Source organism: Blautia sp. MCC269, from assembly GCF_018785655.1.
Taxonomy (GTDB): Bacteria; Bacillota; Clostridia; order Lachnospirales; family Lachnospiraceae; genus Blautia_A.
Window position 1 is genome coordinate 1 of the sequence record NZ_WQQE01000105.1, and the last position, 26129, is coordinate 26129.

Annotated in this window: 23 protein-coding genes, 1 pseudogene and 1 riboswitch; of the genes and pseudogenes, 1 reads left to right on the plus strand and 23 read right to left on the minus strand. The window is 45.2% G+C overall.

Features of this window, described 5'->3' with window-relative positions:
- Window positions 1-142: 142 nt before the first annotated feature.
- The 23 genes and pseudogenes from GPK88_RS17900 to GPK88_RS19070 all read right to left on the minus strand — a co-directional run bounded on the left by GPK88_RS17900 (window position 143) and on the right by GPK88_RS19070 (window position 24775).
- Complete coding sequence (locus GPK88_RS17900; RefSeq protein WP_021977914.1) at window positions 143-367, minus strand: hypothetical protein; 225 nt, start codon at window positions 365-367, stop codon at window positions 143-145.
- Window positions 357-705, minus strand: a pseudogene (locus tag GPK88_RS17905) (DUF3990 domain-containing protein). The gene GPK88_RS17900 and the pseudogene GPK88_RS17905 overlap by 11 nt, the downstream one beginning before the upstream one ends.
- Window positions 702-920, minus strand: a complete 219-nt coding sequence (locus tag GPK88_RS17910; protein ID WP_021977916.1) for a DUF3791 domain-containing protein — start codon at window positions 918-920, stop codon at window positions 702-704. The pseudogene GPK88_RS17905 and the gene GPK88_RS17910 overlap by 4 nt, the downstream one beginning before the upstream one ends.
- A gap of 398 nt (window positions 921-1318) precedes the next feature.
- The gene (locus GPK88_RS17915) at window positions 1319-2353 is read right to left on the minus strand and encodes a hypothetical protein (RefSeq protein ID WP_215708098.1); all 1035 of its coding nucleotides are present in this window, start codon (window positions 2351-2353) and stop codon (window positions 1319-1321) included.
- 112 nt (window positions 2354-2465) lie between these two features.
- Window positions 2466-3737, minus strand: coding sequence for an RHS repeat domain-containing protein (locus GPK88_RS17920; protein ID WP_524536005.1), 1272 nt, complete (start codon window positions 3735-3737; stop codon window positions 2466-2468).
- 346 nt (window positions 3738-4083) lie between these two features.
- Entirely contained in the window at window positions 4084-4398 is a 315-nt protein-coding gene (locus GPK88_RS17925) for a branched-chain amino acid transport AzlD family protein (protein ID WP_118168807.1), read from the minus strand.
- Window positions 4388-5107 (minus strand): AzlC family ABC transporter permease, encoded by a 720-nt coding sequence (locus GPK88_RS17930; RefSeq protein WP_148448482.1) that lies wholly within the window; start codon window positions 5105-5107, stop codon window positions 4388-4390. Before GPK88_RS17930 ends, GPK88_RS17925 begins: the two co-directional genes overlap by 11 nt.
- 210 nt (window positions 5108-5317) lie before the next feature.
- Window positions 5318-7339, minus strand: coding sequence for an ABC transporter permease (locus GPK88_RS17935; RefSeq protein ID WP_215708100.1), 2022 nt, complete (start codon window positions 7337-7339; stop codon window positions 5318-5320).
- A complete protein-coding gene (locus GPK88_RS17940) occupies window positions 7332-8099 on the minus strand; it encodes an ABC transporter ATP-binding protein (protein WP_021976913.1) in 768 nt (255 codons plus the stop codon). The genes GPK88_RS17935 and GPK88_RS17940 overlap by 8 nt, the downstream gene beginning before the upstream one ends.
- A gap of 218 nt (window positions 8100-8317) precedes the next feature.
- Entirely contained in the window at window positions 8318-9334 is a 1017-nt protein-coding gene (locus GPK88_RS17945) for a sensor histidine kinase (protein WP_215708101.1), read from the minus strand.
- A 7-nt stretch (window positions 9335-9341) separates the two neighbouring features.
- Window positions 9342-10013 carry a response regulator transcription factor gene (locus GPK88_RS17950; RefSeq protein ID WP_118061884.1) on the minus strand — a complete coding sequence of 224 codons (672 nt, stop codon included), beginning with the start codon at window positions 10011-10013 and terminating at the stop codon, window positions 9342-9344.
- Entirely contained in the window at window positions 10010-10474 is a 465-nt protein-coding gene (locus GPK88_RS17955) for an ACT domain-containing protein (RefSeq protein ID WP_215708102.1), read from the minus strand. Before GPK88_RS17955 ends, GPK88_RS17950 begins: the two co-directional genes overlap by 4 nt.
- Before the next feature lie 935 nt (window positions 10475-11409).
- On the minus strand, window positions 11410-13782 hold the full coding sequence (locus tag GPK88_RS17960; RefSeq protein WP_215708103.1) for a ribonucleoside triphosphate reductase: 2373 nt from the start codon (window positions 13780-13782) through the stop codon (window positions 11410-11412).
- 214 nt (window positions 13783-13996) lie between these two features.
- Window positions 13997-15232 (minus strand): GTPase HflX, encoded by a 1236-nt coding sequence (hflX, locus tag GPK88_RS17965; protein ID WP_173763077.1) that lies wholly within the window; start codon window positions 15230-15232, stop codon window positions 13997-13999.
- 1 nt (window position 15233) lies between these two features.
- Entirely contained in the window at window positions 15234-16292 is a 1059-nt protein-coding gene (locus tag GPK88_RS17970) for a tetratricopeptide repeat protein (protein ID WP_215708104.1), read from the minus strand.
- Window positions 16293-16300: 8 nt separating this feature from the next.
- A complete protein-coding gene (glmM, locus tag GPK88_RS17975) occupies window positions 16301-17647 on the minus strand; it encodes a phosphoglucosamine mutase (RefSeq protein WP_021652113.1) in 1347 nt (448 codons plus the stop codon).
- Window positions 17648-17661: 14 nt separating this feature from the next.
- Window positions 17662-18579, minus strand: coding sequence for a nucleotidyltransferase family protein (locus GPK88_RS17980; RefSeq protein WP_173772501.1), 918 nt, complete (start codon window positions 18577-18579; stop codon window positions 17662-17664).
- A 74-nt stretch (window positions 18580-18653) separates the two neighbouring features.
- Window positions 18654-19730 (minus strand): peptide chain release factor 1, encoded by a 1077-nt coding sequence (gene prfA, locus GPK88_RS17985; RefSeq protein WP_021976368.1) that lies wholly within the window; start codon window positions 19728-19730, stop codon window positions 18654-18656.
- Between the two features lie 39 nt (window positions 19731-19769).
- Window positions 19770-20645: a peptide chain release factor N(5)-glutamine methyltransferase gene (prmC, locus tag GPK88_RS17990; protein WP_148445179.1), complete on the minus strand. Its 876-nt coding sequence runs from the start codon at window positions 20643-20645 to the stop codon at window positions 19770-19772.
- Window positions 20632-21630 (minus strand): DUF1385 domain-containing protein, encoded by a 999-nt coding sequence (locus GPK88_RS17995; protein ID WP_173763074.1) that lies wholly within the window; start codon window positions 21628-21630, stop codon window positions 20632-20634. The genes prmC and GPK88_RS17995 overlap by 14 nt, the downstream gene beginning before the upstream one ends.
- A 94-nt stretch (window positions 21631-21724) precedes the next feature.
- The gene (gene rpmE / locus GPK88_RS18000; protein ID WP_015526151.1) at window positions 21725-21928 is read right to left on the minus strand and encodes a 50S ribosomal protein L31; all 204 of its coding nucleotides are present in this window, start codon (window positions 21926-21928) and stop codon (window positions 21725-21727) included.
- 106 nt (window positions 21929-22034) lie between these two features.
- A complete protein-coding gene (gene rho / locus GPK88_RS18005) occupies window positions 22035-23576 on the minus strand; it encodes a transcription termination factor Rho (protein WP_177290392.1) in 1542 nt (513 codons plus the stop codon).
- Window positions 23577-23821: 245 nt separating this feature from the next.
- A complete protein-coding gene (locus GPK88_RS19070) occupies window positions 23822-24775 on the minus strand; it encodes an anthrax toxin lethal factor-related metalloendopeptidase (protein WP_252197813.1) in 954 nt (317 codons plus the stop codon).
- Between the two features lie 202 nt (window positions 24776-24977).
- Window positions 24978-25067: riboswitch (cyclic di-GMP riboswitch) on the minus strand.
- A gap of 137 nt (window positions 25068-25204) precedes the next feature.
- Here GPK88_RS19070 and GPK88_RS18015 point away from each other — a divergent pair.
- Window positions 25205-26128, plus strand: coding sequence for a transglutaminase-like domain-containing protein (locus GPK88_RS18015; RefSeq protein ID WP_173763073.1), 924 nt, complete (start codon window positions 25205-25207; stop codon window positions 26126-26128).
- Window position 26129: the final 1 nt, after the last annotated feature.

Consider the following 26129-nt stretch of genomic DNA (forward strand, 5'->3'; position numbering starts at 1 on the left):
TTTAACACAGGAGATTACTTATATCTAAAGATCTTCCCTCCCCCTGCATAGCAGGGGGTTTATTTTTACTGTCACACAAATAAATGGAAATGGAGGGAGCTTTTGGGAGCTCCCTCCATTTCCATAACTGCCTCTTTTAATTTCAAAATAATTCCGGTTCATTTTCTATCAAATCTTCTGCAAGATATTTTGCATCCATATTTTCTATTCCATAGCTGTCATTTAAAATCTGCTCAGATAGTCTACTGGAATAATAAATATCAAGTGCTTTTCGTAAATCAATCCCTTTCATCTCCGAAATTGTATTAATAATATCATTTTCCAAATTCTGTTTATAAAATTCTTCCAGTTGCTTTTTATTTACCATTACTATTCACCTCATATGCCTTTTGGAAAGTAAGAAGGCAATCCAACGCCTCCTGCTTTACAATACATATTTGATTATTCATTTTGTAATATCTTAATTCATTCAAAACTTTTTCTTTATTCCACAATCCTCTAAAATACATATCTACGGTTTTGAACACATCATCATCCGCAACATTTCCGATGATAATATCATATTCTTTATTCAGCGACTGCCCATTTCTTTGCCTGATTTTCGAATGTCGTAATATAAAATCCTCTGCCAAAATCCAAATACTTTTTTGAATGAACTACATCTGGATTTTTTATAATTTCTGTTGATCCATGATATACAATCATACATTGACACCTTTTTCTTTCACAAAATCTGTAATGTCTTCCACCAAATATTCTTTTCCCTGTGTATGAAGCACATCATAACATTTAATAATGTAATCATCTAAAATCCCTGTTGAATTTAATATTTTATATACTTTGGCCGGAGACATCTTCCATTTATCTGCGAGACTGTATATCATAAATATTGAAAAGCTTAATTCTTTTTTATTACACATATGCATTCCTCCTTTTGCACGTTCTGATAAAACGGAAGAATTCTTCCTCACTTCTACATATTTTTTTCCTGAATATCAATAATAGAAAAGACTCTGTCATACCGGAGATCCAAATCTGCAGACCAACGGATGAATTTTTCTCTTCTTTCATTGCATTGGTCAACATCTTATCACCTCTCATTCTCTATTGTTTTACTGCCGTTTTCTTTATTATAACCTGAATATTTCTCCCCTACAATATAAAAGAGGGAAAATCCAATCTGCAAGAAATACAAGCATTCCTCAGAAAAGATTTTCCCAGTTATAGTTTGTTTGTCTTAATTTATTCCTTTTATTTTGCGGTTACAATGGAATAGAAGAAGCTCTGACGAGCTCCCTCCTGGCATATTATACTTCCGTTATATTTCTGCATCTCCCCCGGCAAAGCGTCTCAGTTCTCCGGACATTTTGCGGTAGATATCTTTGTAGTGTGACTTGGGCGATACCTGTTTAATATTTAGTTTGTATTCCTTCTCACTGAATATTGCACCCAGGCGGTATCGGTTCCTGTACATGAGCAATCCATTCGCCTCTTCCAGAATCTGTTTTGCAAGCAGTGAATCTGTTCTTCTGCAGAAAATTACAAATGTAAAGTATATTGGCTGTTTTTCCTCTTCTTTTCCAATATTATCCCTCCAGAATTCCCCGAAAAAATCATTCAGCTGTTTTGTATGCTCGTCCCACAAGATTTCTGTTTCTGCTACAGATAATATATGAACTTCTGCTACTTCGGTTTTCTTATAAAAAGTAACCTTTCCCTGATCTGAAAAATCGAATTCACACGCTTTTTCATAACCATCCAATACACAGGATTTCTTTATATTTTCTTTTACGTTGTCATCTTCTTCGTATGGATATGTACTTGCACAGATTCGTGATAAAATACTCAACTCTTCCGGCCAGTCACAATAATGATCCTGTCCTACAAAGCTGAATGGCTTCCAAACTCTACTCCTGCCTGTGTAATATTGGAAGCTCCGGCGATAGGTCACCATATAATAACTCCATGTAATTACATAGCCAATCAGGATTATAACAAAAGAGACATAGGAAATACGTAAAAAAGCACTCATATATACAGCTATTTCTTCGAAATCACTGAACACCAAACGTCGTACCAATATAAATGCAATGTTAGACATAATTGCAAGAACCAGTGCAAACGCCTGCCAGAAAAAAATTCCTCGCTGATATGCCGCCCATTTGGATTTCTGAGATTTTTCCCGCATAAATCCCATCGCATACAAAGGATTCTCTTCCCCAAAGCAGTTCGCAAATGGTTCATTTCTGAGAGATCCAAAATTCCGAACAACAATTATATACCCTAGCATAATTGCCATAAGCTGTTTTGTAGCATCATTGCCAAATTTCATAAAAAGAAATACATCATTCATAAGATATGCTATAACCATTATTGCTATAAATTTTGGAATGTTTATGTACTCAACAGAAAACATAGTAATTTTACCTCTTTATTATCTATATTCCCAGTTTATAAGATATACTTTATATATACACGTAATTAAGCAATCCATTTTTTTCATAAATAAGAAATCTTTTTGTCTCTTTTCCTGCCCCAGCTTCACATCCACCGCCTACCAGTCTACCTTTTGAAAGTACATATTCTCTTGTTTTTCCCTTAAAATAATCTTTAACATAGGATTTCGCATTTGACTTTATCAATGTATTAACATGTTTTTGTGAATATTTTTGTGCCTGTACATATAAGGGAATTGATTTGATTGGGCCCAAATTTAAATTCTTTATTCCTCTTATGGCCTTTTTATAATAATCACCTCTTTTAAATTGCAAGTACCCATCAGTGAATTTGCCTGCCGCATTCATAGCAAAATCAATTCCTCCATTAAGTATCGCACTTTCTAAATTTCTGCTCTCTTTATACTCGCTAATTCCTGTTACGGTTCCACTTATAGTCGCTACAACTAATTTTCCTGTTGCTCCTCCAATTCCCATAAATCCAACTGCAGTTCCCAAACCTGACACAGCTGCTGACAACCAGTCCACTTCATCAAAGCTTTTTCTTTCAATTACCATCTGGCAGGCAACGGAGGCAGCCATTCCAACAGCAAAGCTGGCTGCTGCAACCATCCATGCATCTCCATCTGAGTCTGAACGTGTAAGCGGATTATGGTCACAATATGCAAACAGGTTACGATTATGCAAAGTTTCCGGTGATCCCTGTACGGCAAAAAAATTGTCTGCATTGATAAATCTTTTTATTATCGGATCATAATACCGGTTTCTCAGATAATACATTTCTGTTTCATTGTCATAATAATAACTCTTATAGCGGAATGGATTTGTCTTACCGATGGTATCTTTCTTGCTTCCTGTGATGCTCAGAATTTTTCCCCAGCTGTCATATTTATACTCTGTCACAATTTCTCCGGAAGCATCGGCAAGTGCAATAACATCATTCTGAAGATTCTTTATATAAAAGAATTCTTTTCCGTATGCACGTATGGAAATCAGATTTGCTGCAGAATCATATTTATACCAGATAATTTTATCCCCGCTTGTTTCTGCTACAAGAAGATCTCCTGCCATACAATAGTCCGTAGTTACTCCGTCTACCGTTTTTCGTACTCGATTCCCTGTATGGTCATAACCATAACTGATCTTCTTTCCGTTGTCAACAGTTGCCAGCATTCGCCCCTGATTCCAGGTAAATACAGTTGTTCCTTTTTTCAGCATGTTTCCCACGGCATCATATTTCATTTCCGTAGTATTCCATTTCAGAAGCTTATCTCTCCATATACTGTCAAAAGTTCCTGTTCCTAAACTTACAGGAGCTCCCTGAACATCACCGGTTGTATATGTATACTACAAGCTGATTCCGCTCATCATACTGATAGGAATCGGTAATATTAATTTTTTTGCAGAAAATTCAAAAAGTTCTTTGCAAGAAGTGTAATTCATTTTGTTTCTGGCTTTTGAAAATGCCTGCGGAGAGACGGATGGAATCTTCCCACAAAATTTTCTAGTCAGCAATGGTATTTCGCTTTGTAAAGAAGCACCCGTATGTGCAAGCAAGTCCCCACCCACTGCTTATCGCTTTTCGCAACCCCGCAGGGGACTTACTTGATTTGGTTAAATCAGTCATTCAGATAAATACCAGAACCCGCTCCACAATAAACACCGCCGCACACGCCAACAGCGCTACTGTGATCAAACTTTTCTCTTTATATGCCGCAATAAGGGCTACGAAGAATCCCGCGGCGCCGGAAATGATGCTGTCTGTGGCTTTCAGGATGGCCGGAAAGGTCATGGCTGCCAGACAGGCATATGGCACATAGTACAGAAAGGACTTGATAAACGGGCTTCGGATCTCGTTTTTTGCAAGAGCAAGGGGCAGCATACGGATGAGATAGGTGACTGCTGCCATCACCAGGATATAGAGATATACGTTATGACTCATGTGCTGCTTCCTCCTTCTCTTCCACCGGGCAGAAATAAGCTGCCAGGCCTGCTACCAGAAGTGTTGTGATAATGATCATAAATCCGGATGATACCTGTTTTAATACCGGTGTCACCGCAAAAATGGTGCTGACTGCCATGGATGCCACAACCACTCCAAGAACCGGTCTGCTCTTTTTGGACGGCGGGATGATGATGGCCAGGAACATTCCGTAAATGGCAACGCTTAAGGCACTGAGCATAAAATCCGGAAGAAGACTACCGGAGATACCTCCTACCAGAGTTCCCAGAGTCCATCCGGGGATCGCCACGCACATGGCTCCATAATTGTAAAATACGCTGACTTTTCCCTCCTGGGCCGCACTGATTCCGAAGATCTCATCGGTGATACCAAAGGCGGCGATATACTTCAGGATGCCAGACTCCTCACGCCGGAATTTCTGGGACAGAGAAAAAGACATCAGGCAATATCTCAAATTGATGATCAGCTGAGTCATTGCCATCTCCCACATGGAACCTCCCGCAAAAATAATGTCCAGTCCCGCAAACTGACCGGCGGATGTCAGGTTGGTCAGTGAGATCAGAACTGCCTGCCAGATACTTAAGCCTCCGGCAACGGCCATCATGCCAAAGGTGAACGACACCGCGAAATATCCCAGTCCAATGGGCACGCCATCTTTCATACCTTTTCTGAAACTTTCTCTTTTCATCGATTTCCTCCATTGTATGTATGTTAGCCAGGCACATAAGATCATCCGCGTTTACGGCCTGATCCTGTACTGTTACGAACCCGGTTGCACACGTAAATAAGAGCGTGCCTGGAAACTTTTTTCGCTTCCTGACACGCTCTTTCATTGTAGCATCGACATATCAAAACTTCAATACTTCACAGCAAACACACCTGTGCTTTTTCCCTGATTTTATGCTTTTTCTACGATTTTATAGTAGGATCTTGCTGTCATGGAGTAGATCAGTCCATAGACCAGCGCAAAAGCCAGAACCGTTCCTGCCGTACCGCCCACGTACAGTTTTGTATTGGCCATTCCAAACAGCAGCAGGAGCCGGCGGATCAGCGGAAATGCCATGGAAATATGAACCATCGCCATCACAAGCGGGATAAAAAATACCAGAAGGATCTGTCTGCGGATGGCACCTTTTACTTCTCTGCGGCTCATGCCCACTTTCTGCATGATCTGGAACCTTCCCTGATCTTCGTAGCCCTCTGAGATCTGTTTATAGTAAATGATCATCGCCGTTCCCATAAGGAAGAGTGCTCCCAGAAAGATTCCAATAAACAGGATACTTCCGTTATCCACATAATAAGTTTCGTACTCAACCTGGCGGACACCACCGATCACGATGGTATTCTCAGAAAAGCCACCACTGCGGCAGTAATCTTTCAGCACCTGATAAACAGCCTGACCATACCGGATCTTTTCCTCATTGCTGCCACAGATATCTGCACCCAGATGAACTGTGAGATCTTTTCCCGCCTCGTAGGCATCAACTCCTTCGTACATTTTTGTCCGAAGTCCGTCAATATACTCAAAGTCCGAATCCGTCACAACAATCGCCGCCATATTGGATACCAGATTGGTCATCGCACTTAAAGGTGCTTTTTCCAGCCATTTCTTTACTGCAAAATCCCGGTCATCAATTTTTAATATATCTTTTTCCTTTTCAGACGGATACCAGGCAAAGATCTCACCGTCGTGGAGATCTGTTTTTTCCCCGGTAAGTTTCTCATACTCAGACTGGCGGATCGTATACAAGTCTACGGAATTCCCATCTTCCGGGTAACTGTAAGCCTGTCCAATCATAATGCCGTTTTTTCCCTGCTTGCAGCCGATCTCGAGATACGTTTCGGTCACTGTTTTTTCTGCCGGCACCTGATGATCTTCCATTGCCTGTGCAAAAAACTTCTGAAACTGTTCGCTCTGTTCCTGACTGATACCGGAGATTTTGGCATCTGTATCAAAAGGATACCTGTTCATCATAATGTCCCCCATTCCAAAATACAGCGATACCGTCATAGAAAGGAGCAGGAGCACGCCGGTACTTAAGATACAGATACTTGCCAGACCTGCCGCATTCTGTTTCATACGGTAGATCATGCCGGAAACACTGATAAAGTTGCTGGTTTTATAGTAGAACTTTTTGTTCTTCCGAAGCAGTTTCAGGATCACAATACTTCCTGCTGTAAAAAGAAGATATGTTCCTGCCATGACCAGAATTACCGCCAGAAGAAAAATAAAAATCGCCTGGATCGGAGATTCCGTGGTTACTGCCAGATAATATCCCACGCCAAGACAGATCACACCCAGAAATGCCATGAGCCATTTTGCCCGGGGCTCCCTCTCTCCTGTGTTTCCGCCTTTCAGAAGTTCTACCGGATTATTCATTCTTACTCTGGTAAGATTCAGTGCCAGGATCACAAGAAAAATCCCTCCAAATCCTGCGATACAAAACAGGATTCCAGTAATGGAAACATAAAATCCCAACACCGCCGGAACATGAAGAAAACGGAAAAGCAAAAGCAGGGAAAGCTTGCTTCCAAGGATTCCAAACCCGATACCTGCTGCCAGAGAAAGCAGAGACGTCATGATCGTTTCCAGAAACATCACTTTTCCGATATGGCCTTTTTCCAGGCCCAGAATGTTATAAAGTCCAATCTCTTTCTGGCGCCGTTTCATAAGAAAACTGTTGCTGTAGATCAGAAAGATGACACAGAAAATTCCAACAACCACTTCACCGGTTCCCACGATCAGCCGCACTTCTGATGCCTGGGGCACTGCTTTCTCCAATGTGGGACAGTCCCGCAGAAATTCCATCATATACATCATGGCAATACAGAAAATGCAGGTAAGCATATAGGGAATATAGGTGCTCCGGTTGTTGCGGATGTTCTGTACTGCCAGTTTTCCAAACAGTCCTCTACGCATGGCTCTCACCGCCTGTCGTAAGGATCGTCAGGGTATCTGCGATCATCTGGTACATTTCCTGTCTCGTTTTTGTGCCACGGTAGATCTGGTGGAACACCTGTCCGTCCTTGATAAAAAGAACTCTGGATGCATGGCTGGCTGCCTGTGCACTGTGGGTTACCATGAGAATGGTCTGGCCTTCCTGATTCACTTCATTGAACATGGAAAGAAGATCGGACGCCGCACGGGAGTCCAGCGCTCCGGTTGGTTCGTCCGCAAGGATCAGCCTGGGATCTGTGATCAGCGCTCTTGCAACTGCCGCCCTCTGTTTCTGTCCGCCGGAAACCTCGTAGGGAAATTTTTCCAGAAGCTGGTCAATGTGAAGGGCTTTTGCAATGGGGCGGATCTTCTGTTCCATCTCCTGATAATCTTCGCCTGCCAGCACAAGGGGAAGATAGATGTTATCCCGGAGACTGAAGGTGTCCAGAAGGTTAAAATCCTGGAATACGAAGCCTAAGTTTTTCCGACGAAATGCGGAAATCTCTTTTTCTGTCAGGTGGGTGATGCTTTTTCCTTCCAAAAGAACTTCACCGGATGTGGGGCGATCCAGGGCTGCCAGAATGTTCAGAAGCGTTGTTTTTCCGGAACCGGACTCTCCCATGATCGCCACATATTCCCCTTCTTCCACCGAAAAAGTCACATTGGAAAGTGCCTGTACTTTGTTTCCGCCGAAGCGGGTGCTGTATATCTTTTTTACATTTGTTACTTCCAGTAATGCCATATGCCAATTCCTTTCTTATCTGTATTTACAGCGTTCCAGGGATTCGTACATTCATGGTATCATTCATGTTCTAAAGAACTGCACTCAATGTAATAATTATTTGGAACGCTACTTTATGTTTTCAGTATAAGAAAATTCTCCGGCGGCTGCCATCGAAGTGGCTTACATTTTGCGGGGGAAGCTTACATTTATGTAAGGTTGGCTTCTGCAAAAAAATTTCAATACATATCCAGCTCTTTTTTCCACAGGCTCAACCGGACTTCCGTGCCTTTATCCACCTGGGAATCCACAGTGATCTCATGGCCCAGCTTTTTCAGGATCTTCCGGCTTAAATACAGGCCGATCCCGGTGGCCCGGTTGTCCTCCCGGCCGTTAACTCCTGTGTAGCCTTTTTCGAAGATCCGTGGAAGGTCTTCTGCCTGGATTCCGATGCCGGTGTCTGCGATGACAAGGATTGCCGGTGCTGTATTCGATGTCCGTTTTCCACGCTCATCCTCCAGCCAGATTTCAATACTGCCCGTTCTTGTATATTTCAACGCATTGGAAAGAATCTGTCCGATAACAAAACCGAGCCATTTTTCATCAGTGAGAACGGTCGCATCCGTCCCCTCATAGGACAATGAGAGCTTTTTTGCCACAAAGATCCCTGCATATTTATGGATCTGTTCCCGGATGATCCGATCCAGAGAGCACCGGGCAAGCTTCAGGTCTGCGGACATGTCTTCTGTTCGAAGGTACCCTAGAACCATCTCCACATACTGTTCAATGCGAAAAAGCTGCGCCAGGGATTCCCGGTTCCGCTCCGGTTCCTCCTGAAGTAACAGCCGCAGGGCAAAGATCGGCGTCTTAATCTGATGCGCCCACATGGTATAGTAATCCGTCATCTCCTCCAGGGAACGCTGCCGGTCTGTTTCCGCGCCCATCCGCATTTCATCCAGCCTGCGGATGATCTCCCGGTAAACAAGTTCCACCTCATCGGTGGTCTCATCCAGACGATCCAGATTGACCTCCGGAGCTTTTTCCACCAGGCAGAGTGTCTGCACCTTCTGTCTGTAGCGGACATACCCATATAAAAAAGCGGCAGCTCCTGCTCCCAGCCACAGAACTGCCATATAGATCACTGCCTCAGCAGGAAGCTGATACAGGCAGACCACTGCTGCCGATGCGGCTACCGCAAAAACAAAGGCAATGAGAAAAATTTTTGTCTGTTTCAAATATGCGCGTAATAATTCCATAAAAACCTCACACCATGTAGCCCAAACCTTTTCGCGTGATAATAAAATCCACAAGGCCTGCTGCCTCCAGCTTTTTGCGAAGGCGTGTAATGTTTACAGTCAGGGTGTTGTCGTCCACAAAGCTGTCACTTTCCCACAGTTTGGTCATAATGGCATCTCTGGATACCGGTCTGCCTGCCTGGGAAAAAAGCAACTCCAGAATACGCAGTTCATTTCTGGTCAGTTCCAGCTCCACCCCGTTCCAGGTCAGCGTAGCCCCGGAAAGGTTGAGCACTGCTCCTTTATGTTCCAGTACATTTCCCGGATTTCCAAAGGAATAGGTCCTGCGGAGGATTGCCTGAATCTTGGCTACCAGTACATCCATGTCAAAAGGCTTGGCGATAAAATCATCTGCTCCACGGCTCATGGCCATGACCATGTTCATATTGTCGGCTGCGGAGGAGATGAAGATCACCGGCACCTGAGAGACTTTTCGGATCTCCTCGCACCAGTGGAAGCCGTTATAAAACGGAAGTTTCAGATCCAGAAGAACAAGCTGAGGATCTTTCCCCGCAAATTCCTGCAGTACATTGGAAAAATCCTCAGCCAGAAAAACTTCATATCCCCAGGAACTGAGATGTTTTTTCAGAAGATTCGCGATTGTTTCGTCATCTTCTACAATAAAAATGCGATACTTCATTCCTGTTCGTCCTTTTTGTGTTTACGCTTCTTCCATCCATCCGGATCTACCAGGCGGTTCAGAACCTTGAAGCCATTGTTACGGAGAACGCTCTCTGCAACCAGAAGATCCTCACAGTGCATGATCGCTACCGGGACTTTCAGGCCTCTGTGGAAGAAGGTGTAGATGTAATGAAGGTTTACGTTGCTGTCGCCCATGACACTTAAAAGTTTGTCCAGGCCGCCAATCTCATCCTGAAGATCCACCAGGATGGCCTGGGTGATACGGGTCATGTATCCGTTTTCTGCCATGATCTGATCTGCTTTTTCAGGATCATCGCATACCATACGGAAGTTTGCGAATTCCGGTGCGTCGAAGCAGCCGAAGCCGTAGATGTCGATCTGATTCTCTGCAAGAATCTTTGTAACTTTCTGAAGACTGCCTGGGGTGTTTTCTACGAAGACGATGTTCTGTTTTACCATAATAATGTTTTCCTCTTTTCTTGTTATTCTTTTCTTATTATTCTTTTGTTATTTTCTTGTTTATTTTAGCATGAAATTTGTGGGAAGTGAATCCCCTCCCGGGGTGGGGCATTTCGCATGTGGCGGGTTTCCTTTCCAGGGGAGCATTTTGCATGCGACAGATATATCGCCTTCCGGCGGGAGCATTTCGCATGCGGCAGGTATATCGCCTTCCAGCGGGAGCATTTTGCATGCGGCAGGTGTATCTCCTTCCGGCGGGAGCATTTTGCATGCGGCAGGTGCGAGGAGGGGAAGCATTCATAGTTGCGAAGGCCATACTCCCCTCCTCGCGCTCCACCCCTCCCGGCCACGCCGCTGTTCTGCGTTGTGGAATGTGTTGCTTTGCTGGCGGGGCGATGGATTTTACGGTGTTGGATATTGTAGGCTATGCCGATATAGATGAATGCACTACGCTATAACCCGCGGTTTATTTTTATCGATTTGAGCAAAAAACAGGGAACAGGCCCGCTACGCGGGCCGCTTTCCCGTCCGCCCTCATCCATCGGCTCAGCCTGACGGCTTCGACACCCTGGAGTACATCGCCCTACCAATAACGTAGCACATTCCACAACGTACGCCTCAAAATGCGTGCCCAGAAAGGGGGAGCGCGAGGGGGAAAAACGGGCTTCGCAACTCTGAGTGCTTTCCCCCTCGCAAATTTCCGCCGGGAAACAATTCCCGTATCTCCCCACGCTGTATCACAGCGATATATACACATTCATACGTTAAAGCGTAACGCTTTTAATCGCTAAATTTCAGATATAAGTATACCATCCCGACAAGAAATGTCAACCACCTTTCCCAAAAACAAAAATAACATATAAAAAAGCCGAACGCACATCCAACAGACATGCGTCCAGCTATACATTTTTTACTTGCAGTTATTTTGAAAAAACTCAATCCAGCTCTTCATCCACATACTTCTGTATATTAGAAGCATTCACATACTTCTTAACCTGTGCCCCGTCAGTGATCACAAGTGTAGGTGCCTGACGGATTCCATACTGCTTGACAAGTTCAGGATTCTGCTCGGCATCGATGATCTCCAGTTCTTCGCCTTCCAGCATTTTCTTTGCCATACGGCAGTTTGGACATGTGCTGGTTGTAAAGAGATATTTATGAGATGCCACCGGCTGGATCTCAACCTCGTCACCTTTCATAGTCATCATGCTGGTATGGACTTTTTTCAGCTGGGAATGGGTAACATCATAGAGAGTACGGTTCTTGTACTCCTGGGTCTTACCATCATTCCAGTTCTGTACCGGACGGTAGTATCCGGTGATACGGCTGTAAACCTCGGCCTTCTTTCCACATTTCGGGCAGGTGAAATGCTCGCCGCTGATGTAGCCATGCTCCTGACATACGGAATAGGTCGGAGAAATGGTGTAATACGGCAGACGATAATTCTCTGCGATCTTACGTACCAGAGACGCTGCTGCCTTCCAGTCCGGAAGTTTCTCACCCAGGAATGCGTGGAATACGGTTCCGGATGTATACAGAGTCTGCAGATCATCCTGAATATCCAGTGCGTCAAAAATATCCGCGGTATAATCAACAGGCAGATGAGAGCTGTTTGTATAATACGGGGTGTCGCCCTCTTTTCCTGCTGTTTTGATATCCGGATAACGACTTCTGTCGTGTTTGGCAAGACGGTATGCAGTGGACTCTGCAGGTGTTGCCTCCAGGTTGAAAAGCTCTCCCGGATACTGCTCCTGATAGTCGGAAAGACGGTTTCTCATATGCTCCAGAACCTCTTTTGTAAACTTCTGGGTTTCCGGATCTGTCATGTCTTTTTTCAGCCAGCAGGCATTTAAGCCCGCTTCGTTCATTCCCACAAGACCGATGGTGGAAAAATGATTGTCAAAGCTTCCAAGATATCTCTTCGTGTACGGATACAGTCCCTCCTCCAGAAGCCTGCTGATCACATCTCTCTTGATGTGAAGAGATCTTGCGGAGATATCCATCATGTGGTCCAGGCGCTGATAAAATTCCTTCGGCGTTCTGGAAAGGTATGCGATACGCGGCATATTGATGGTAACAACGCCTACAGAGCCTGTGCTCTCACCGGAGCCAAAGAATCCACCACTCTTTTTGCGGAGCTCACGGAGATCCAGACGGAGACGGCAGCACATGCTGCGGATGTCGCTTGGCTTCATATCACTGTTGATATAATTGGAAAAATACGGAGTACCGTACTTGGAAGTCATCTCAAAGAGAAGACGGTTGTTCTCGGTATCAGACCAGTCGAATTCCTTTGTGATGGAGTAGGTCGGGATCGGATACTGGAATCCACGTCCGTTGGCATCTCCCTCGATCATGGTCTCAATAAATGCCTTGTTGACCATATCCATTTCTTTCTTACAGTCCTTATATTTGAAATCCATGTCCTTGCCGCCTACGATAGCCGGAAGCTCTGCAAGGTCGTCCGGAACGGTCCAGTCCAGTGTAATGTTGGAAAATGGTGCCTGAGTGCCCCAACGGCTTGGAGTATTTACGCCATATACAAAGGACTCAATACATTTCTTAACCTCCGGATAGGAAAGGTTGTCTGCCTTTACAAAAGGTGCCAGATAAGTATCAAAGGATGAAAATGCCTGTGCGCCCGCCCACTCGTTCTGCATGATACCCAGGAAATTAACCATCTGGTTGCAGAGTACACTTAAATGCTTTGCAGGTGCAGAAGTGATCTTACCCTCAATACCACCAAGTCCCTCTCGGATCAGCTGCTTCAGGGACCAGCCTGCACAGTAACCGGTCAGCATGGACAGATCATGGATATGGATATCTGCATTTCTGTGTGCATCTGCGATCTCGTTGTCGTAAATCTCAGACAGCCAGTAGTTTGCGGTAACTGCTCCGGAGTTGCTTAAGATCAGACCTCCTACAGAATAAGTAACCGTTGAGTTCTCCTTTACACGCCAGTCCTCAACCTTTACATAGCTGTTTACGATCTCTTTATAGTCAAGGATGGTGGATTTCATATTGCGTATCTTCTCACGCTGCTTACGATAAAGGATATACGCCTTGGCAACATCAGAATATCCGGCCTGGATCAGTACGTTCTCCACACTGTCCTGGATATCCTCAACAGAAATCCGGTTGTTCTCGATCTTATTCTGAAAATCCGCTGTAACACGAAGTCCCAGAAGATCGATCATATCCGAACTGTAATTCTTACCCTTGGCATCAAATGCCTTATCAATTGCCGCGGTGATCTTCCCCATTTTAAATTCGTCTAATTCACCGTCTCTTTTTACTACCTGAAACATAAGAAAATGCCTCCCTCATGCATTTATTTATAAGCGGATATTCCATTCCGCCTCACTTGCCTGCTTACGAACACACTCCGTTTCACGATCTGTGTTCAAAGCGCTGTAGGCTTATTGTATCAGACACGCCTCTTTGCGTCAACATAAAAAGTACCATATATAGTGCCCGTTTTGTTCACGGTACTATATATGGTACTGAGTAGATATTTTAACATTATGTGACTTTCGGATAGATTTCCCGCGGAACTCTTGCTTTTACAGCAATCCCTCCTTCGGTATACTCTTCCGAAAGAAGCTGTCCATACTCACGGATCAGCTGGATCTGACCGGCCTCTGAATATGGAAAAAGCCGCTCCATATAGATCTGTCCCTCTGCCAGGATTTCAGAAAGAAGCTGTTTAAATTCTCCAAGTCCCTCTCCTGTCCGTGCGGAAATCTTCAGCGTATGGTCTGCACGGAGATCCCGGAGGCTCTCCCCGGAGACACGGTCCTGCTTGTTAAAAAGCGTGATCGTTTTTTTCCCAAGGGCGCCCAGCTCTTTCAGGGTCTCATATACGATATGCATCTGCATCTCCGCCTGAGGATTGGATGCATCTACCACATGAATGATATAATCCGCATATTTGGCTTCTTCCAGGGTACTCTTGAAGGCTTCTACCAGATTATGTGGAAGTTTTCGGATAAATCCTACGGTATCCGTGAGAAGAAGTTGCTGCCCGTCATCCAGTGTAAGAAGACGTGTGGTAGGATCCAGTGTGGCAAAAAGCTTATCCTCCGAAAGCACCGACGCACCGGTCAGAGTATTCAGAAGCGTGGATTTTCCGGCATTTGTGTAACCGACGATAGCCGCAGTCTTCAGATTGCCTACCGCTCTTCTGGAACGGATCAGCTCCCTGTGTTTCTCCACCTGAGAAAGTTCCTGCTTCAGTGCGGAGATCCGGTTTCGGATCAGACGGCGGTCTGTCTCCAGTTTCTTCTCACCGGGACCTCTCGTTCCGATTCCTCCTCCAAGTCGTGAAAGGGAAGAACGAAGTCCCACAAGACGTGCGGAACGGTAACGGAGCTGTGCAAGCTCTACCTGGATCTTACCTTCGCTTGTGACGGCACGCTTCGCAAAAATATCAAGGATCAGCAATGTACGGTCCATGACTTTGCATTCCAGTTCCCTCTCCAGATTGTTCATCTGTGCAGGAGAAAGCTCATCGTCACAGATCACACCATTGGCATTCAAAGCATAGAGAAGACCTTTTACCTCCTCGATCTTGCCTTTTCCGATATAGGTACCGGGATGTACTGCCTCACGGTTCTGGATGATCCTGCCAGCAACGGCCGCACCGGCTGTAGCCGCAAGCTCCCCAAGTTCATCCAGGGATTCCTCCATGTCATCCCCCAGATTCGCCTGGACACCGATCAGGATGACACGGTCCTGTATTTCCTCAAAATATTCCATATCAGCCCTCCGAAGACGTTCTGGTTTTCAGGAAAGCCAGCTCTTTTTTTGCGGCGGAATCTTCCGGGAACATATCAATATATTCCTGCGCCTTGGTCAGTGCAGTGGCAAAATCCAGTTTTTTCTCATAGGCTACGATCTCGTTGAACAGAAGGCTCTGCATCTCGTCTGTGGTAGCAGTAGGAAGGCCTTTTGTAATATTATCAAGAGCGGAATCATAATCCCCGTTCCGGATATCACACAGTGCCAGGCCGTTATATCCCTTGGCGGAATCTCCCACTGCGGAAATATACTGTTTGTACATTGCCTGGGCATTTTCCACATCGTCCTGGGCCAGATATACCATTCCCATGAGAAGAAGGGCATCTGTATTATCCTTTTTGGATGCTTCCAGGAGCTCTTTTTTTGCATTGGTGTAGTCTTCCATATAGTAGTAGACACGGCCTCTGTCACAGTGCTCCTGGGCGTCCTTGGCCTCAGAAGAAAGAGCTGCCTCCAGATATCTGGTTCCGTCTGCTTCCATATCTTTATCCAGGTATGCCTCATAAATCTGGATCGCCATATCATAGGTGGCATCCTCTCCGTAAGCCTGTTTGAAGTTAGACGCAGCTTCCTCGTAGGAATCCATAGCAAGAGCAACTTTTCCGGTGAGGAAATAACTGCTTGCATCCATGGAAAAATCTTCTCCAAGTGTCTGGCAGTCTGCCATGGCGTCCTCATACTTGCCCCATTTCAGTTCTGCGGTAGCACGGTAGGACAGGATATCTTTGCGGAGGTTTTTGCTCACATTATCGCAGTTCAGTGCCTCTGTAAAATTATTCACGGCATCCTCATATTTACCGAGACGCAGGCTTGCAATGCCTGCCCCACGGTAGGACTGTGCCAGTTTTACCCCGTTCTGGATGGAACTCTGGTACTCCTCCAGGGCATACTTGTAGCTTCCCTGGGAAAGATCTTTTCCGGCCTGCTCGTATGTTTTTGTTTTTTCACTGCCGCAGCCGCCCAGAAGCAAAGCTCCTGTAACGGCTGCAAGAATCAATACGGTCTTTGTATTTTTCATGGAATTCCTTATTCTACAACAAGCCCTTCGGCTTCCATCACATCAACAACACTGTCTACATATTTATGGCAGAGTTCATCGGTTCCTGCTTCTACCATAACACGGATCAGCGGCTCTGTACCGCTCTCACGTACCAGGATACGGCCATCATCGCCAAGTGCCTCTGCTGCAGCTTCGATGGATGCTTTTACCTTCTCATTTTCCAGTGCTGTTTTCTTGTCGGAAACACGCACATTGCGGAGAAGCTGCGGGTAAACCTTCATCTCCTTGGCAAGGTCGCAGAGTGTGGCTTTCTGGTCCACACATGCTTCCATAATCATCAGGGATGTGAGAATTCCGTCACCGGTAGCAGAATAACGGCTGAAAATAATATGTCCGGACTGCTCGCCACCAATGCTGTAATTGTTTTCCATCATGTTCTCGGCAACGTATTTGTCACCAACTGCAGTCTGCTCATAGTCGATGCCTTCCCGCTCCAGAGATTTGTAAAGACCAAGGTTGGACATAACGGTTGTTACAACGGTATTTCCGTTCAGCTGGCCTTTTTCTCTTAAGTATTTACCGCAGACATACATAATCTTGTCACCGTCAATGATGTTTCCACGGTGGTCTACGGCGATACAGCGGTCCGCGTCACCATCGTACGCAAAACCGATATCCAGGCCTTTATCTACCACAAACTGTCTCAGGACTTCAATGTGTGTGGAACCGCATCCACGGTTGATGTTGGTTCCGTTCGGCTCGTTATTGATTACGTAAGTTTTTGCACGAAGTGCGTCAAAAACACTCTTGGCAATAGCGGATGAACTTCCGTTGGAGCAGTCCAGTCCTACCTTGATATTCTTGAAATCGTGGCATGGGATAGAGATCAGATGTCCGATATAACGGTTTCTTCCGGATGCAAAATCCACAGTACAGCCGATATCTTCTCCGGTTGCCAGCGGAAGTTCCTCGATCTCACCATCCAGATAAGCCTCGATACGTGCTTCAATATCTGCGGAAATCTTCTGTCCGTTCTCATTGAGGACTTTGATTCCATTATCATTAAACGGATTATGGCTTGCGGAAATCATGATACCGCAGTCAAAATCTTCTGTACGTACCACATAGGACACACTTGGAGTTGTGGTTACATGAAGCAGATAAGCATCTGCTCCGGATGCGGTAAGTCCTGCCGCAAGGGCATACTCAAACATGTAACTGCTTCTTCTTGTATCCTTGCCGATCACGATCTTCGCCTTGTGATCTCTGCCGTAATACCAGCCAAGATAACGTCCCACGCGAAATGCATGATCTGCTGTAAGTTTTACATTTGCTTCACCACGAAAACCATCTGTTCCGAAATATTTACCCATAATGCTCTCCTTTATTACTGATACAGTCCTTCCGGATAAACGCCGTCATCTGTAAGTTTTTTGAATGCAGCCTGTACAGATGCCTTATCTTCCTGATAAGTAACACCAAACCACTCGTCCTTTGTCTCAAGAACATCTACGGCTGCTTTTCCGGAATGGATCAGCTGGTCGATAAGCTCTGGAAGAAGATATTCTTTTTTGATGTCTCCCTCTTTGATTCCACCAAGGAACTCAATGAAGCCTTTCTCAAGGATTTCCATAAATTCCGGTGTCAGTCCCCACATGTTCATGGAAACAAGGCTCTTGGTATCCAGTGCTTCTGCTGTACCGTCGTCATTTCTTGTTTCTGCGCCGTCTGCTGTCTTGAAGATGTTATGTGTCTCTGTAACGCCGACAAGCTTGCCGTCCTCAATGTGGCACACACCTCTTGTAACACTTCCGTTGTCGCTTAATGTATTTCCAAGGCGGAAACCTGCCATGCAGATGTGCATCGGGCCATCCTGTGGATGATCCTGTACAAGATAGTCGTGAACTTTTACGTAGGCTTCTTTTCCATAGTAGTCATCTGCATTGATAACAGCGAATGGCTCGGAAAGGACTTTCTTTGCTGCCAGTACGGCATGTCCGGTTCCCCATGGCTTGGTACGGTCTGCCGGTTTCTGGAAATCTCCCGGAAGATCATCGATCTCCTGGAATGCATAAGCAACCTCTGTAATCTTGGAGATACGGTCTCCGATCACTTTTTTGAACTCATCCTCAAGGTCTTTACGGATAATAAATACAACCTTGTTGAATCCTGCCTCCAGTGCATCATGGATAGAATAGTCCATAATGATCTCACCCTTCGGTCCTACCGGTGCAAGCTGCTTGATTCCTTTTCCAAAACGGCTTCCAATTCCTGCCGCCATGATTACCAGTGCTGTTTTTTTCATGTTTCGATTCCTCCTGATTTATTATGACTCCTGCTTCATTATAATTTATATAGTTCTTTATTTGTAATTAACGATTACTCCTGCTCATTGAGCTTGGTCAGCTTCACTGCCTGGTCTGCCGCGATCAGGCTGTCGATGATCTCATCCAGGTCTCCGTTGAGGATATTCTCAAGGCGATGAAGGGTAAGTTTGATCCTGTGGTCTGTCACACGTCCCTGCGGGAAGTTGTAAGTACGGATCTTCTCGGAACGATCACCGGTACCGATCTGGCTTCTTCTTGCCTCTGCCTCAGCGTCGTGCTGCTTGGCAAGTTCCATCTCATACAGACGGGAACGGAGCACGCGAAGTGCCTTATCCTTGTTCTTAAGCTGAGATTTCTCATCCTGGCAGGAAATTACGATTCCTGTAGGAATATGGGTAAGACGTACGGCAGAGTCTGTGGTGTTGACACACTGACCACCGTTTCCGGAAGCACGGAATACGTCGAATTTACATTCATTGAGATCCAGATGGAAATCAATCTCTTCTGCCTCCGGCATGATGGCTACAGTACAGGTAGAAGTATGGATTCTTCCGCCGGACTCTGTCTCCGGTACTCGCTGTACACGATGCACACCGCTTTCATATTTCAGTCTGGAATATGCACCTTCACCTTTGATCATGAAAGTAACTTCCTTGAAACCGCCGATACCGTTCTCATTAAGGCTGAGCATCTCAGTCTTCCAGCGGCGGGATTCCGCATATTTCACATACATACGGTAGATCTCTGCCGCAAAGAGAGCTGCCTCATCACCGCCTGCGCCTCCACGGATCTCAACGATAACATTCTTGCTGTCGTTAGGATCTTTCGGAAGAAGAAGGATCTTCAGCTCATGCTCCAGCTCCTCCACTCTCTTTCTTGCATCAGAAAGCTCCTCTTTCAGCATCTCACGCATCTCTTCGTCCTTCTCGCTCTCCAGCATGGAAAGACTGTCCTCGATGGTTTCTTTGTTTTTCTTATATTCTTTATATGCGTCAACGATTGGCTGCAGGTCGCTCTGCTCTTTCATCAGCTTCTGAAAATGCGCCGGATCATCGGTTACCCCCGGTTCTCCCAGCTCATTGAGAAGCTCCTCAAAACGTACCAACAGATCATCCAGTTTATCAAACATGTATTTCCTCCTGTTTCTGATACCTGTAAATCACAATTTTTACAAAGGCTTCTGCCCCATCACTACACGGTCAAGGCCCGGAAGATCTTTTACCACCTGAACCTTTTCAAAACCGGCATTTCTCAGCATTTCACTGACTGCCTCCCCCTGGGTGCAGCCGATCTCATACAGAAGCCATCCGCCCGGTTTCAGATACTTTCCGGCCTCTGCGGTGATCTTTCTGTAAAAATAAAGCCCGTCTTCCATTCCGTCAAGAGCCTTCCTTGGGTCATGAAGGCGGACTTCTTCCATCAATGTTTCAATTTCTTCTGTCGCGATATAAGGCGGGTTTGAAATAAGGATATCATATTTTCCCCCCTCTTTTCCACCTTTTTCGCAAAAATACGGTGCCGAGAACAGATCACTTTCCACAAAATCCGCCCGGTTCTCCACATTCAGAAGACTGGCGTTCTCTTTGGCCACCTCCAGTGCTTCCGGCGAAACATCCACACCGACACCATGGGCATCCTGCCGTTCCAGAAGAAGGCTTATGAGAATGCAGCCTGAACCCGTACACATATCCAGAATCTCCGGTTTTTCCACATCATCAAGGCATTTCAGCCCTTCTTCCACAAGTGTCTCCGTGTCCTGTCTCGGGATCAGCACATTTTCGTTTACATAAAATTCATAGCCCATAAAAAAAGCCTGATGAGTCAGCTGCTGTACAGGAATATGTCCTGCCCGCCTGCCGATCAGCTCAAGATACTCTGCTGCGGTCTCATCAGACACCGGTTCATCACCATGTGCAAAATAGTATGCCCGGTTCTTTCCGGTCTTATATTCCAGAAGGAGCCAGGCATCCAGCCCGGCTTCTTCCAATCCGTTATCTTTCAGTATCGTTGTTCCTTTTTTGAGAAGTGACTCAAGAGTCTGCATGGCTTGTCTCCTCTGTCTCATAAGGGATGTCCAGGTCAAATTCCTCTTTCAGATAGGCTCTCCAGTCAAAAACCGCCTCAACAGCCTTGATGGCTACTTCTGCCATATCTGCGGTTGGTTCCTTGGTGGTGAATTTCTGCATGGCAAGACCTGGTTTACTCATAATGTCCGCAAATTTACTGTCTGTTCTTCCTGCCCACTGGATGATCTCAAAAGAGATTCCCGCAACTACCGGCACCATGAGAAGTCTTCCAAACAGTCTTACCCAGTAAACCGGAACCAGCACAAACACAAAGTGCAGCACAATACTTACCAGCATGACCAGGAACAGGAAACTGGTTCCACAGCGCTTATGGAGCCTGGAACTCTTCAGCACGTTCTCCACAGTCAATGGCAGTCCGTGTTCCACACAGTTGATACATTTATGTTCCGCACCGTGATACATAAATGTTCTCTGGATATCCTTCATTCTGGAGATCAGGAACATATATCCCATAAACAGTGCCAGCTTTACAAAAGCTTCTACTACAGTAACCAGGAATTCCGAAGCCCCTACCTTGCGGATCAGACTGGCCAGTATATACGGAAGAAACATAAAAGCAGCCACAGATACTACCATAGAAACAGCTACCGTAATGTAAAGAAGCCACTTGAACTGCTTATCTTCTTTGGCTTTCTTTGCGGAACGCTCCTCTTCTGTAAGCTGCTCATTCTTCTTCGCGGTTTCTTCATCTTCCTCATCACCTGCGATCTCCGCAGAGTACATCAGGCATTTCGTACCTACCACAAGAGAATCCACAAAACTTACCACACCACGGATGATGGGCTTCTTCAGAAACGCATGGTTTCCGAAGGTACATTTATAGTCTTCTACTTTCAGCTCGATCTCCTGGTCCGGACGGCGCACTGCGATAGAATATTTGTCCTTGTGGCGCATCATGATGCCTTCCATCACGGCCTGTCCGCCAATATTCGATGATTTCATTCATTCTCTCCTGTGCAAACTGAAAAAATTTTTCAGTTAAAGAAAGGTTGAGATTTCCCAACCTCAACCTTCTCATTTCCTGTATTCGCAATAATTACTTATTCAGGCCGTATTTCTTGTTGAACTTATCGATACGTCCACGAGCCTGTGTAGCCTTCTGCTGTCCTGTGTAGAACGGATGGCATTTGGAGCAGATCTCAACGTGGATGTCCTCTTTAGTAGAACCTGTTACGAAAGTGTTTCCGCAGTTGCAGGTTACAGTTGCCTGATAGTAGTTCGGATGGATTCCTTCTCTCATGATTTTCACCTCTCTATATAATTTAATATTATTCGTATACAATTGACGAATTCCATTTTAAACAGCTTGTTAAGTATAACACAGCTTTCCTGAAAATGCAAGGACTTTATAAAAATTTCTGTTTCTTTACAGTCTGTACCAGCTCCGCATTGGTCCTGGTTCTGGCAAAGGTATTCAGAATCTGTTCTACCGCCTCATCGGACTTCATTCCGTTGAGTGCTTTTCGCATAATATAAACAGCTTCCTGCTCATCCTTGCTGAGAAGAAGATCCTCTCTTCTGGTTCCAGATTTCTGGATGTCGATAGCCGGGAATACACGTTTTTCCTGTAATTTACGGTCAAGGACAAGCTCCATATTACCGGTTCCCTTGAACTCCTCGTAGATGACATCGTCCATCTTGCTTCCGGTATCCACAAGTGCCGTTGCCAGAATCGTCAGGCTTCCGCCCTCACGCATATTACGGGCTGCGCCAAAAAATCTCTTAGGCATATGAAGGGCTGCCGGGTCAAGACCACCGGATAAAGTCCTTCCACTTGGCGGGATAATCAGGTTATAGGCTCTGGCAAGTCGTGTGATGGAATCCAGAAGGATGATCACATCCTGTTTATGTTCTACCAGACGACGGGCACGCTCCACAACCATCTCGGAAACTCTCTTATGATGTTCCGGAAGTTCATCAAACGTGGAATAGATCACTTCCACATTAGGTCCCTGGATTGCTTCCTTGATATCGGTAACCTCCTCCGGACGCTCATCGATCAGAAGGATAATGAGATGCATATCCTTATTATTCTTAAGGATGGACTTGGCAACATCTTTCAGAAGGGTTGTCTTACCGGCTTTCGGCGGGGATACGATCATTCCTCGCTGTCCCTTTCCGATGGGGCTGATCAGGTCTACGATACGCATGGCAGTTGTGCCGCCTGCACGTTCCATAACCAGTCTCTCATTAGGGAAAATCGGCGTCATATCTTCGAAATTATACCTTCTCTGCCCCTCACTTGGGTGGAATCCGTTGATGGAGGATACGTAAAGAAGTGCGCTGAATTTCTCGCCCTGGGTCTTGATACGGATATTTCCCTGGATGATATCACCGGTCTTTAAGTTAAAGCGGCGGATCTGGGAAGGAGAAACATAAATATCGTTCTCACCTGGAAGATAATTGGCGCAGCGGATAAATCCGTAGCCATCCGGAAGTACTTCAAGAATTCCATTTGCCTTCTCACCACTGTCCAGCTGTGTGGACTCTGAAGGAACATTTCCATTCTCTCTGGCAGATTCCCGGTTATAATCCCGGTTGGCCTCTCTGTTATAATCTCTGTTATAGTCTCTCCGGACATTTACATTTCTGTGTTCCTGTTCCGTTCTTTCTGTCCGGTATTCTTTACGCTCCTGCAGAGTCTCTCCTGCGGGACGTGTATGATATTCTGTTTTTTCTGTTTCCTGCTTCTTTTCTTTCAGATTATTTTCTCCGGATGTGCTCCTGCGTACTTCTTCAGGGTTCCCTTTTGCGGTTTCTTTCGCATCTTCTTCCAGCATTCTCTCAATCAGTGCCGGTTTTCTCAAAGTGGAAATCCCCTTCATCCCTCTCGCTTTTGCCAGGTCTTTCAGCACTGCCAGAGATAATGATTCATACTTTTCTCTCATAAATACCTCTACCCTTAACTCTTATAAAATGTAATTTAATTATTTATTCTGGAAATCCGATACAGCCTGACATGGCTGCACTGGTGTCTGAACCGTTATTGAATGTAATGTGATTATTATTATGATATTAATATACACTATTTTTGAAGCAATGCAAGAAATTTTTATCGACAATTTCACCGGAGAAATTTTATTATAACACAAAAACACCCGGGAATTTCCCGGGTGTTCCATATAACAGCTTGTTATTTCCAGACTACTTTATAAACATTCATGATTTTTGTTATTTGTGCGTCTGTAACCTTTGAGAGTGCATTGACAATTGCCTCATAGGTCTGCGGACGCTGAGACTTCAGAGCTGACGGATTCTCTACATAATTCAGAACAGACTCTGCAAAATACTCGGAAGCATTCTGTGTTGCATACGCTTTTCTGACGCCTGTGAATTTGGATTTTTCGCTGTTGTATACAGCTTCAAAGGAACTGGTTGTATCCACGTTTCCGGCTACAAAAGCAAGGAAATGTCCAAGTTCATGATAAATGGTGGAATCCTCACACTGAAGTGTGATCATTCTTGTCTTGGCATCAAAGTGTCCCGCATAGGATACGCTTGGATCAACAGTTACAGTAAATCCCATCTTTGTGTAGGCATTCAGTACTCTGCTGTCCATCTGTGGCGCGATGGATGCTACATTGCTGATTGTGTATTTCTCTTTTTTTACATTTGTATTTGCAGTTGTGGATTTTGTTGTGGTCTGCGCTGCCGCAACAACGGTTGTGGTTGTTTTTACAGTTGTTGTAACCTTCTGTGTCTGTACGACCTTTTTGGATTTCTTGGTGAATTTCTGATTTGTATCTGTCTGTACTGTTGTCTGGGTTTTTACTGTTGTTGTCTGGTTCTTTTTGGTTGTTTTTGTTGTTGTTTTTTTCTTGGTTGGAAGTTTTTTGCTGTAAGTTTTTGTTGCTGCTTTCTTTAAATTGATTGTTTTTTTGGTTGTTTTGCTCTTCTTGGTTGTTTTGGTTGTTACCTTCGGTTTGGATGCAAGAGGAGTATCATCATCGGTAAGCGTCTGCTCCACTACCGGATCTGTGTAACTTGGCAGTTCCGGCACCTGTGAGTCCTGCCATACCATTGCAAAGCTTCCTGCTGTGATCAATGCAGCCGCCGCGATACATCCGGCTGCAACCTTCTTCTTCATAAAGAAGTTTTTAAGGTTCATTTTTTTCATACTTTTCACACCTTTCTGAAAACCGACGTCCAGAACGTCATCCCAGTATGGTGGCCGCAGAATTTACTGCATCAAAAAAACCGCTTATTCTGAAAAATAAACGGCCGCGTCAACACATAAATCCTTTTCACCTGGATGTAATTTCTGAGTACGTCACTAAATCGGAATTTAATGCGGCAACCGGCTGTCATAGTCCTTCTTTTGTGACCTTAGACCCTTGGCTTTGCGTCCCTGCTTTTCAACAGGTTTGCCTTTATATATACAGTATATGTTTTTTTCCCTTAAATGTCAACATTTCCCGCTTATTTTGGCCCTGCTTCTGTCCTTTTTTTCCAGAATCTGCTATACTGTTATCTGTAAAAAAGGAAGAAAAAAGTATATAACAGGAGAACGGCAAATATGTCAAAAACTTTATCTGTCCGTCTCTTTTTTGTGTTGCTGCTTTCCGGGATCATAATTTTTCTCCCCGGATGTGCGAAATCCGAAAATTCCGGTGAAGAACCTCCCGTTTACTCCCCTGCCCGTGTCCTCACGCCTGAGGCTCCCGGCACACAGACGCTCGGAAGTTCCCCTCTGGTTCTGGATATTTCCAATCAGGATCAGGGATATCTGACCGCACAGTCTGACTCCGAAGACTCCCGGATGAGTATACAGCTTACCACACCGTCCGGTGTTCTCTATTCCTATTTTCTGGCGCCAAAGGAACAGGCCGTCATCCCCTTTTCCGAAGGCTCGGGAGATTATGTAATCACCTGCTATCAGCAGATCAACGGAAGCCAGTATGCCGCACTGTATTCAGAAACTCTCACTGTAAATCTTGAAAATGAATTTCTTCCGTTTCTGTACCCGAACCAGTATGTAAATTTTTCCGCCGAGAGCGAAGCCTGCACACTGGCTCAGTCCCTTGTCACGGAAGAAATGAAAGATGTGGATATCCTGAAAACCTTCTACAACTATGTCACCAGCCATATCACCTATGACTATGATAAAGCAAATTCTGTAGAAGCCGGTTACCTTCCGGACATTGATGAAACCCTCCGCACAGGTACCGGAATCTGTTTTGATTACGCCGCACTGCTTACTGCCATGCTTCGAAGCCAGGATATTCCCTGTAAGCTCGAAATCGGCTATTCAGGAGAAATCAAGCACGCATGGATTGATGTCTATATCCGTGGAAAAGGCTGGGCAACAAAGGCCGTTTCTTTTGACGGAGACACCTGGCAGCTGATGGACCCTACCTTTGACGCCAACAGTGATGATGACGAAACCATCCAGGAATACATCGGAGATGAAAGTAATTATACGGTACAGTTTTCACGCTGAC

Excerpts from the sequence above, each read along its gene's own strand:
- GPK88_RS17900 (WP_021977914.1), bottom strand. The coding sequence starts at position 367 with ATGGTAAATAAAAAGCAACTGGAAGAATTTTATAAACAGAATTTGGAA.
- GPK88_RS17910 (WP_021977916.1), bottom strand. The coding sequence starts at position 920 with ATGTGTAATAAAAAAGAATTAAGCTTTTCAATATTTATGATATACAGT.
- GPK88_RS17915 (WP_215708098.1), bottom strand. The coding sequence starts at position 2,353 with ATGAATGATGTATTTCTTTTTATGAAATTTGGCAATGATGCTACAAAA.
- GPK88_RS17925 (WP_118168807.1), bottom strand. The coding sequence starts at position 4,398 with ATGAGTCATAACGTATATCTCTATATCCTGGTGATGGCAGCAGTCACC.
- GPK88_RS17930 (WP_148448482.1), bottom strand. The coding sequence starts at position 5,107 with ATGAAAAGAGAAAGTTTCAGAAAAGGTATGAAAGATGGCGTGCCCATT.
- GPK88_RS17935 (WP_215708100.1), bottom strand. The coding sequence starts at position 7,339 with ATGCGTAGAGGACTGTTTGGAAAACTGGCAGTACAGAACATCCGCAAC.
- GPK88_RS17940 (WP_021976913.1), bottom strand. The coding sequence starts at position 8,099 with ATGGCATTACTGGAAGTAACAAATGTAAAAAAGATATACAGCACCCGC.
- GPK88_RS17945 (WP_215708101.1), bottom strand. The coding sequence starts at position 9,334 with ATGGAATTATTACGCGCATATTTGAAACAGACAAAAATTTTTCTCATT.
- GPK88_RS17950 (WP_118061884.1), bottom strand. The coding sequence starts at position 10,013 with ATGAAGTATCGCATTTTTATTGTAGAAGATGACGAAACAATCGCGAAT.
- GPK88_RS17955 (WP_215708102.1), bottom strand. The coding sequence starts at position 10,474 with ATGGTAAAACAGAACATCGTCTTCGTAGAAAACACCCCAGGCAGTCTT.
- GPK88_RS17960 (WP_215708103.1), bottom strand. The coding sequence starts at position 13,782 with ATGTTTCAGGTAGTAAAAAGAGACGGTGAATTAGACGAATTTAAAATG.
- hflX (WP_173763077.1), bottom strand. The coding sequence starts at position 15,232 with ATGGAATATTTTGAGGAAATACAGGACCGTGTCATCCTGATCGGTGTC.
- GPK88_RS17970 (WP_215708104.1), bottom strand. The coding sequence starts at position 16,292 with ATGAAAAATACAAAGACCGTATTGATTCTTGCAGCCGTTACAGGAGCT.
- glmM (WP_021652113.1), bottom strand. The coding sequence starts at position 17,647 with ATGGGTAAATATTTCGGAACAGATGGTTTTCGTGGTGAAGCAAATGTA.
- GPK88_RS17980 (WP_173772501.1), bottom strand. The coding sequence starts at position 18,579 with ATGAAAAAAACAGCACTGGTAATCATGGCGGCAGGAATTGGAAGCCGT.
- prfA (WP_021976368.1), bottom strand. The coding sequence starts at position 19,730 with ATGTTTGATAAACTGGATGATCTGTTGGTACGTTTTGAGGAGCTTCTC.
- prmC (WP_148445179.1), bottom strand. The coding sequence starts at position 20,645 with ATGCAGACTCTTGAGTCACTTCTCAAAAAAGGAACAACGATACTGAAA.
- GPK88_RS17995 (WP_173763074.1), bottom strand. The coding sequence starts at position 21,630 with ATGAAATCATCGAATATTGGCGGACAGGCCGTGATGGAAGGCATCATG.
- rpmE (WP_015526151.1), bottom strand. The coding sequence starts at position 21,928 with ATGAGAGAAGGAATCCATCCGAACTACTATCAGGCAACTGTAACCTGC.
- rho (WP_177290392.1), bottom strand. The coding sequence starts at position 23,576 with ATGAGAGAAAAGTATGAATCATTATCTCTGGCAGTGCTGAAAGACCTG.
- GPK88_RS19070 (WP_252197813.1), bottom strand. The coding sequence starts at position 24,775 with ATGAAGAAGAAGGTTGCAGCCGGATGTATCGCGGCGGCTGCATTGATC.
- GPK88_RS18015 (WP_173763073.1), top strand. The coding sequence starts at position 25,205 with ATGTCAAAAACTTTATCTGTCCGTCTCTTTTTTGTGTTGCTGCTTTCC.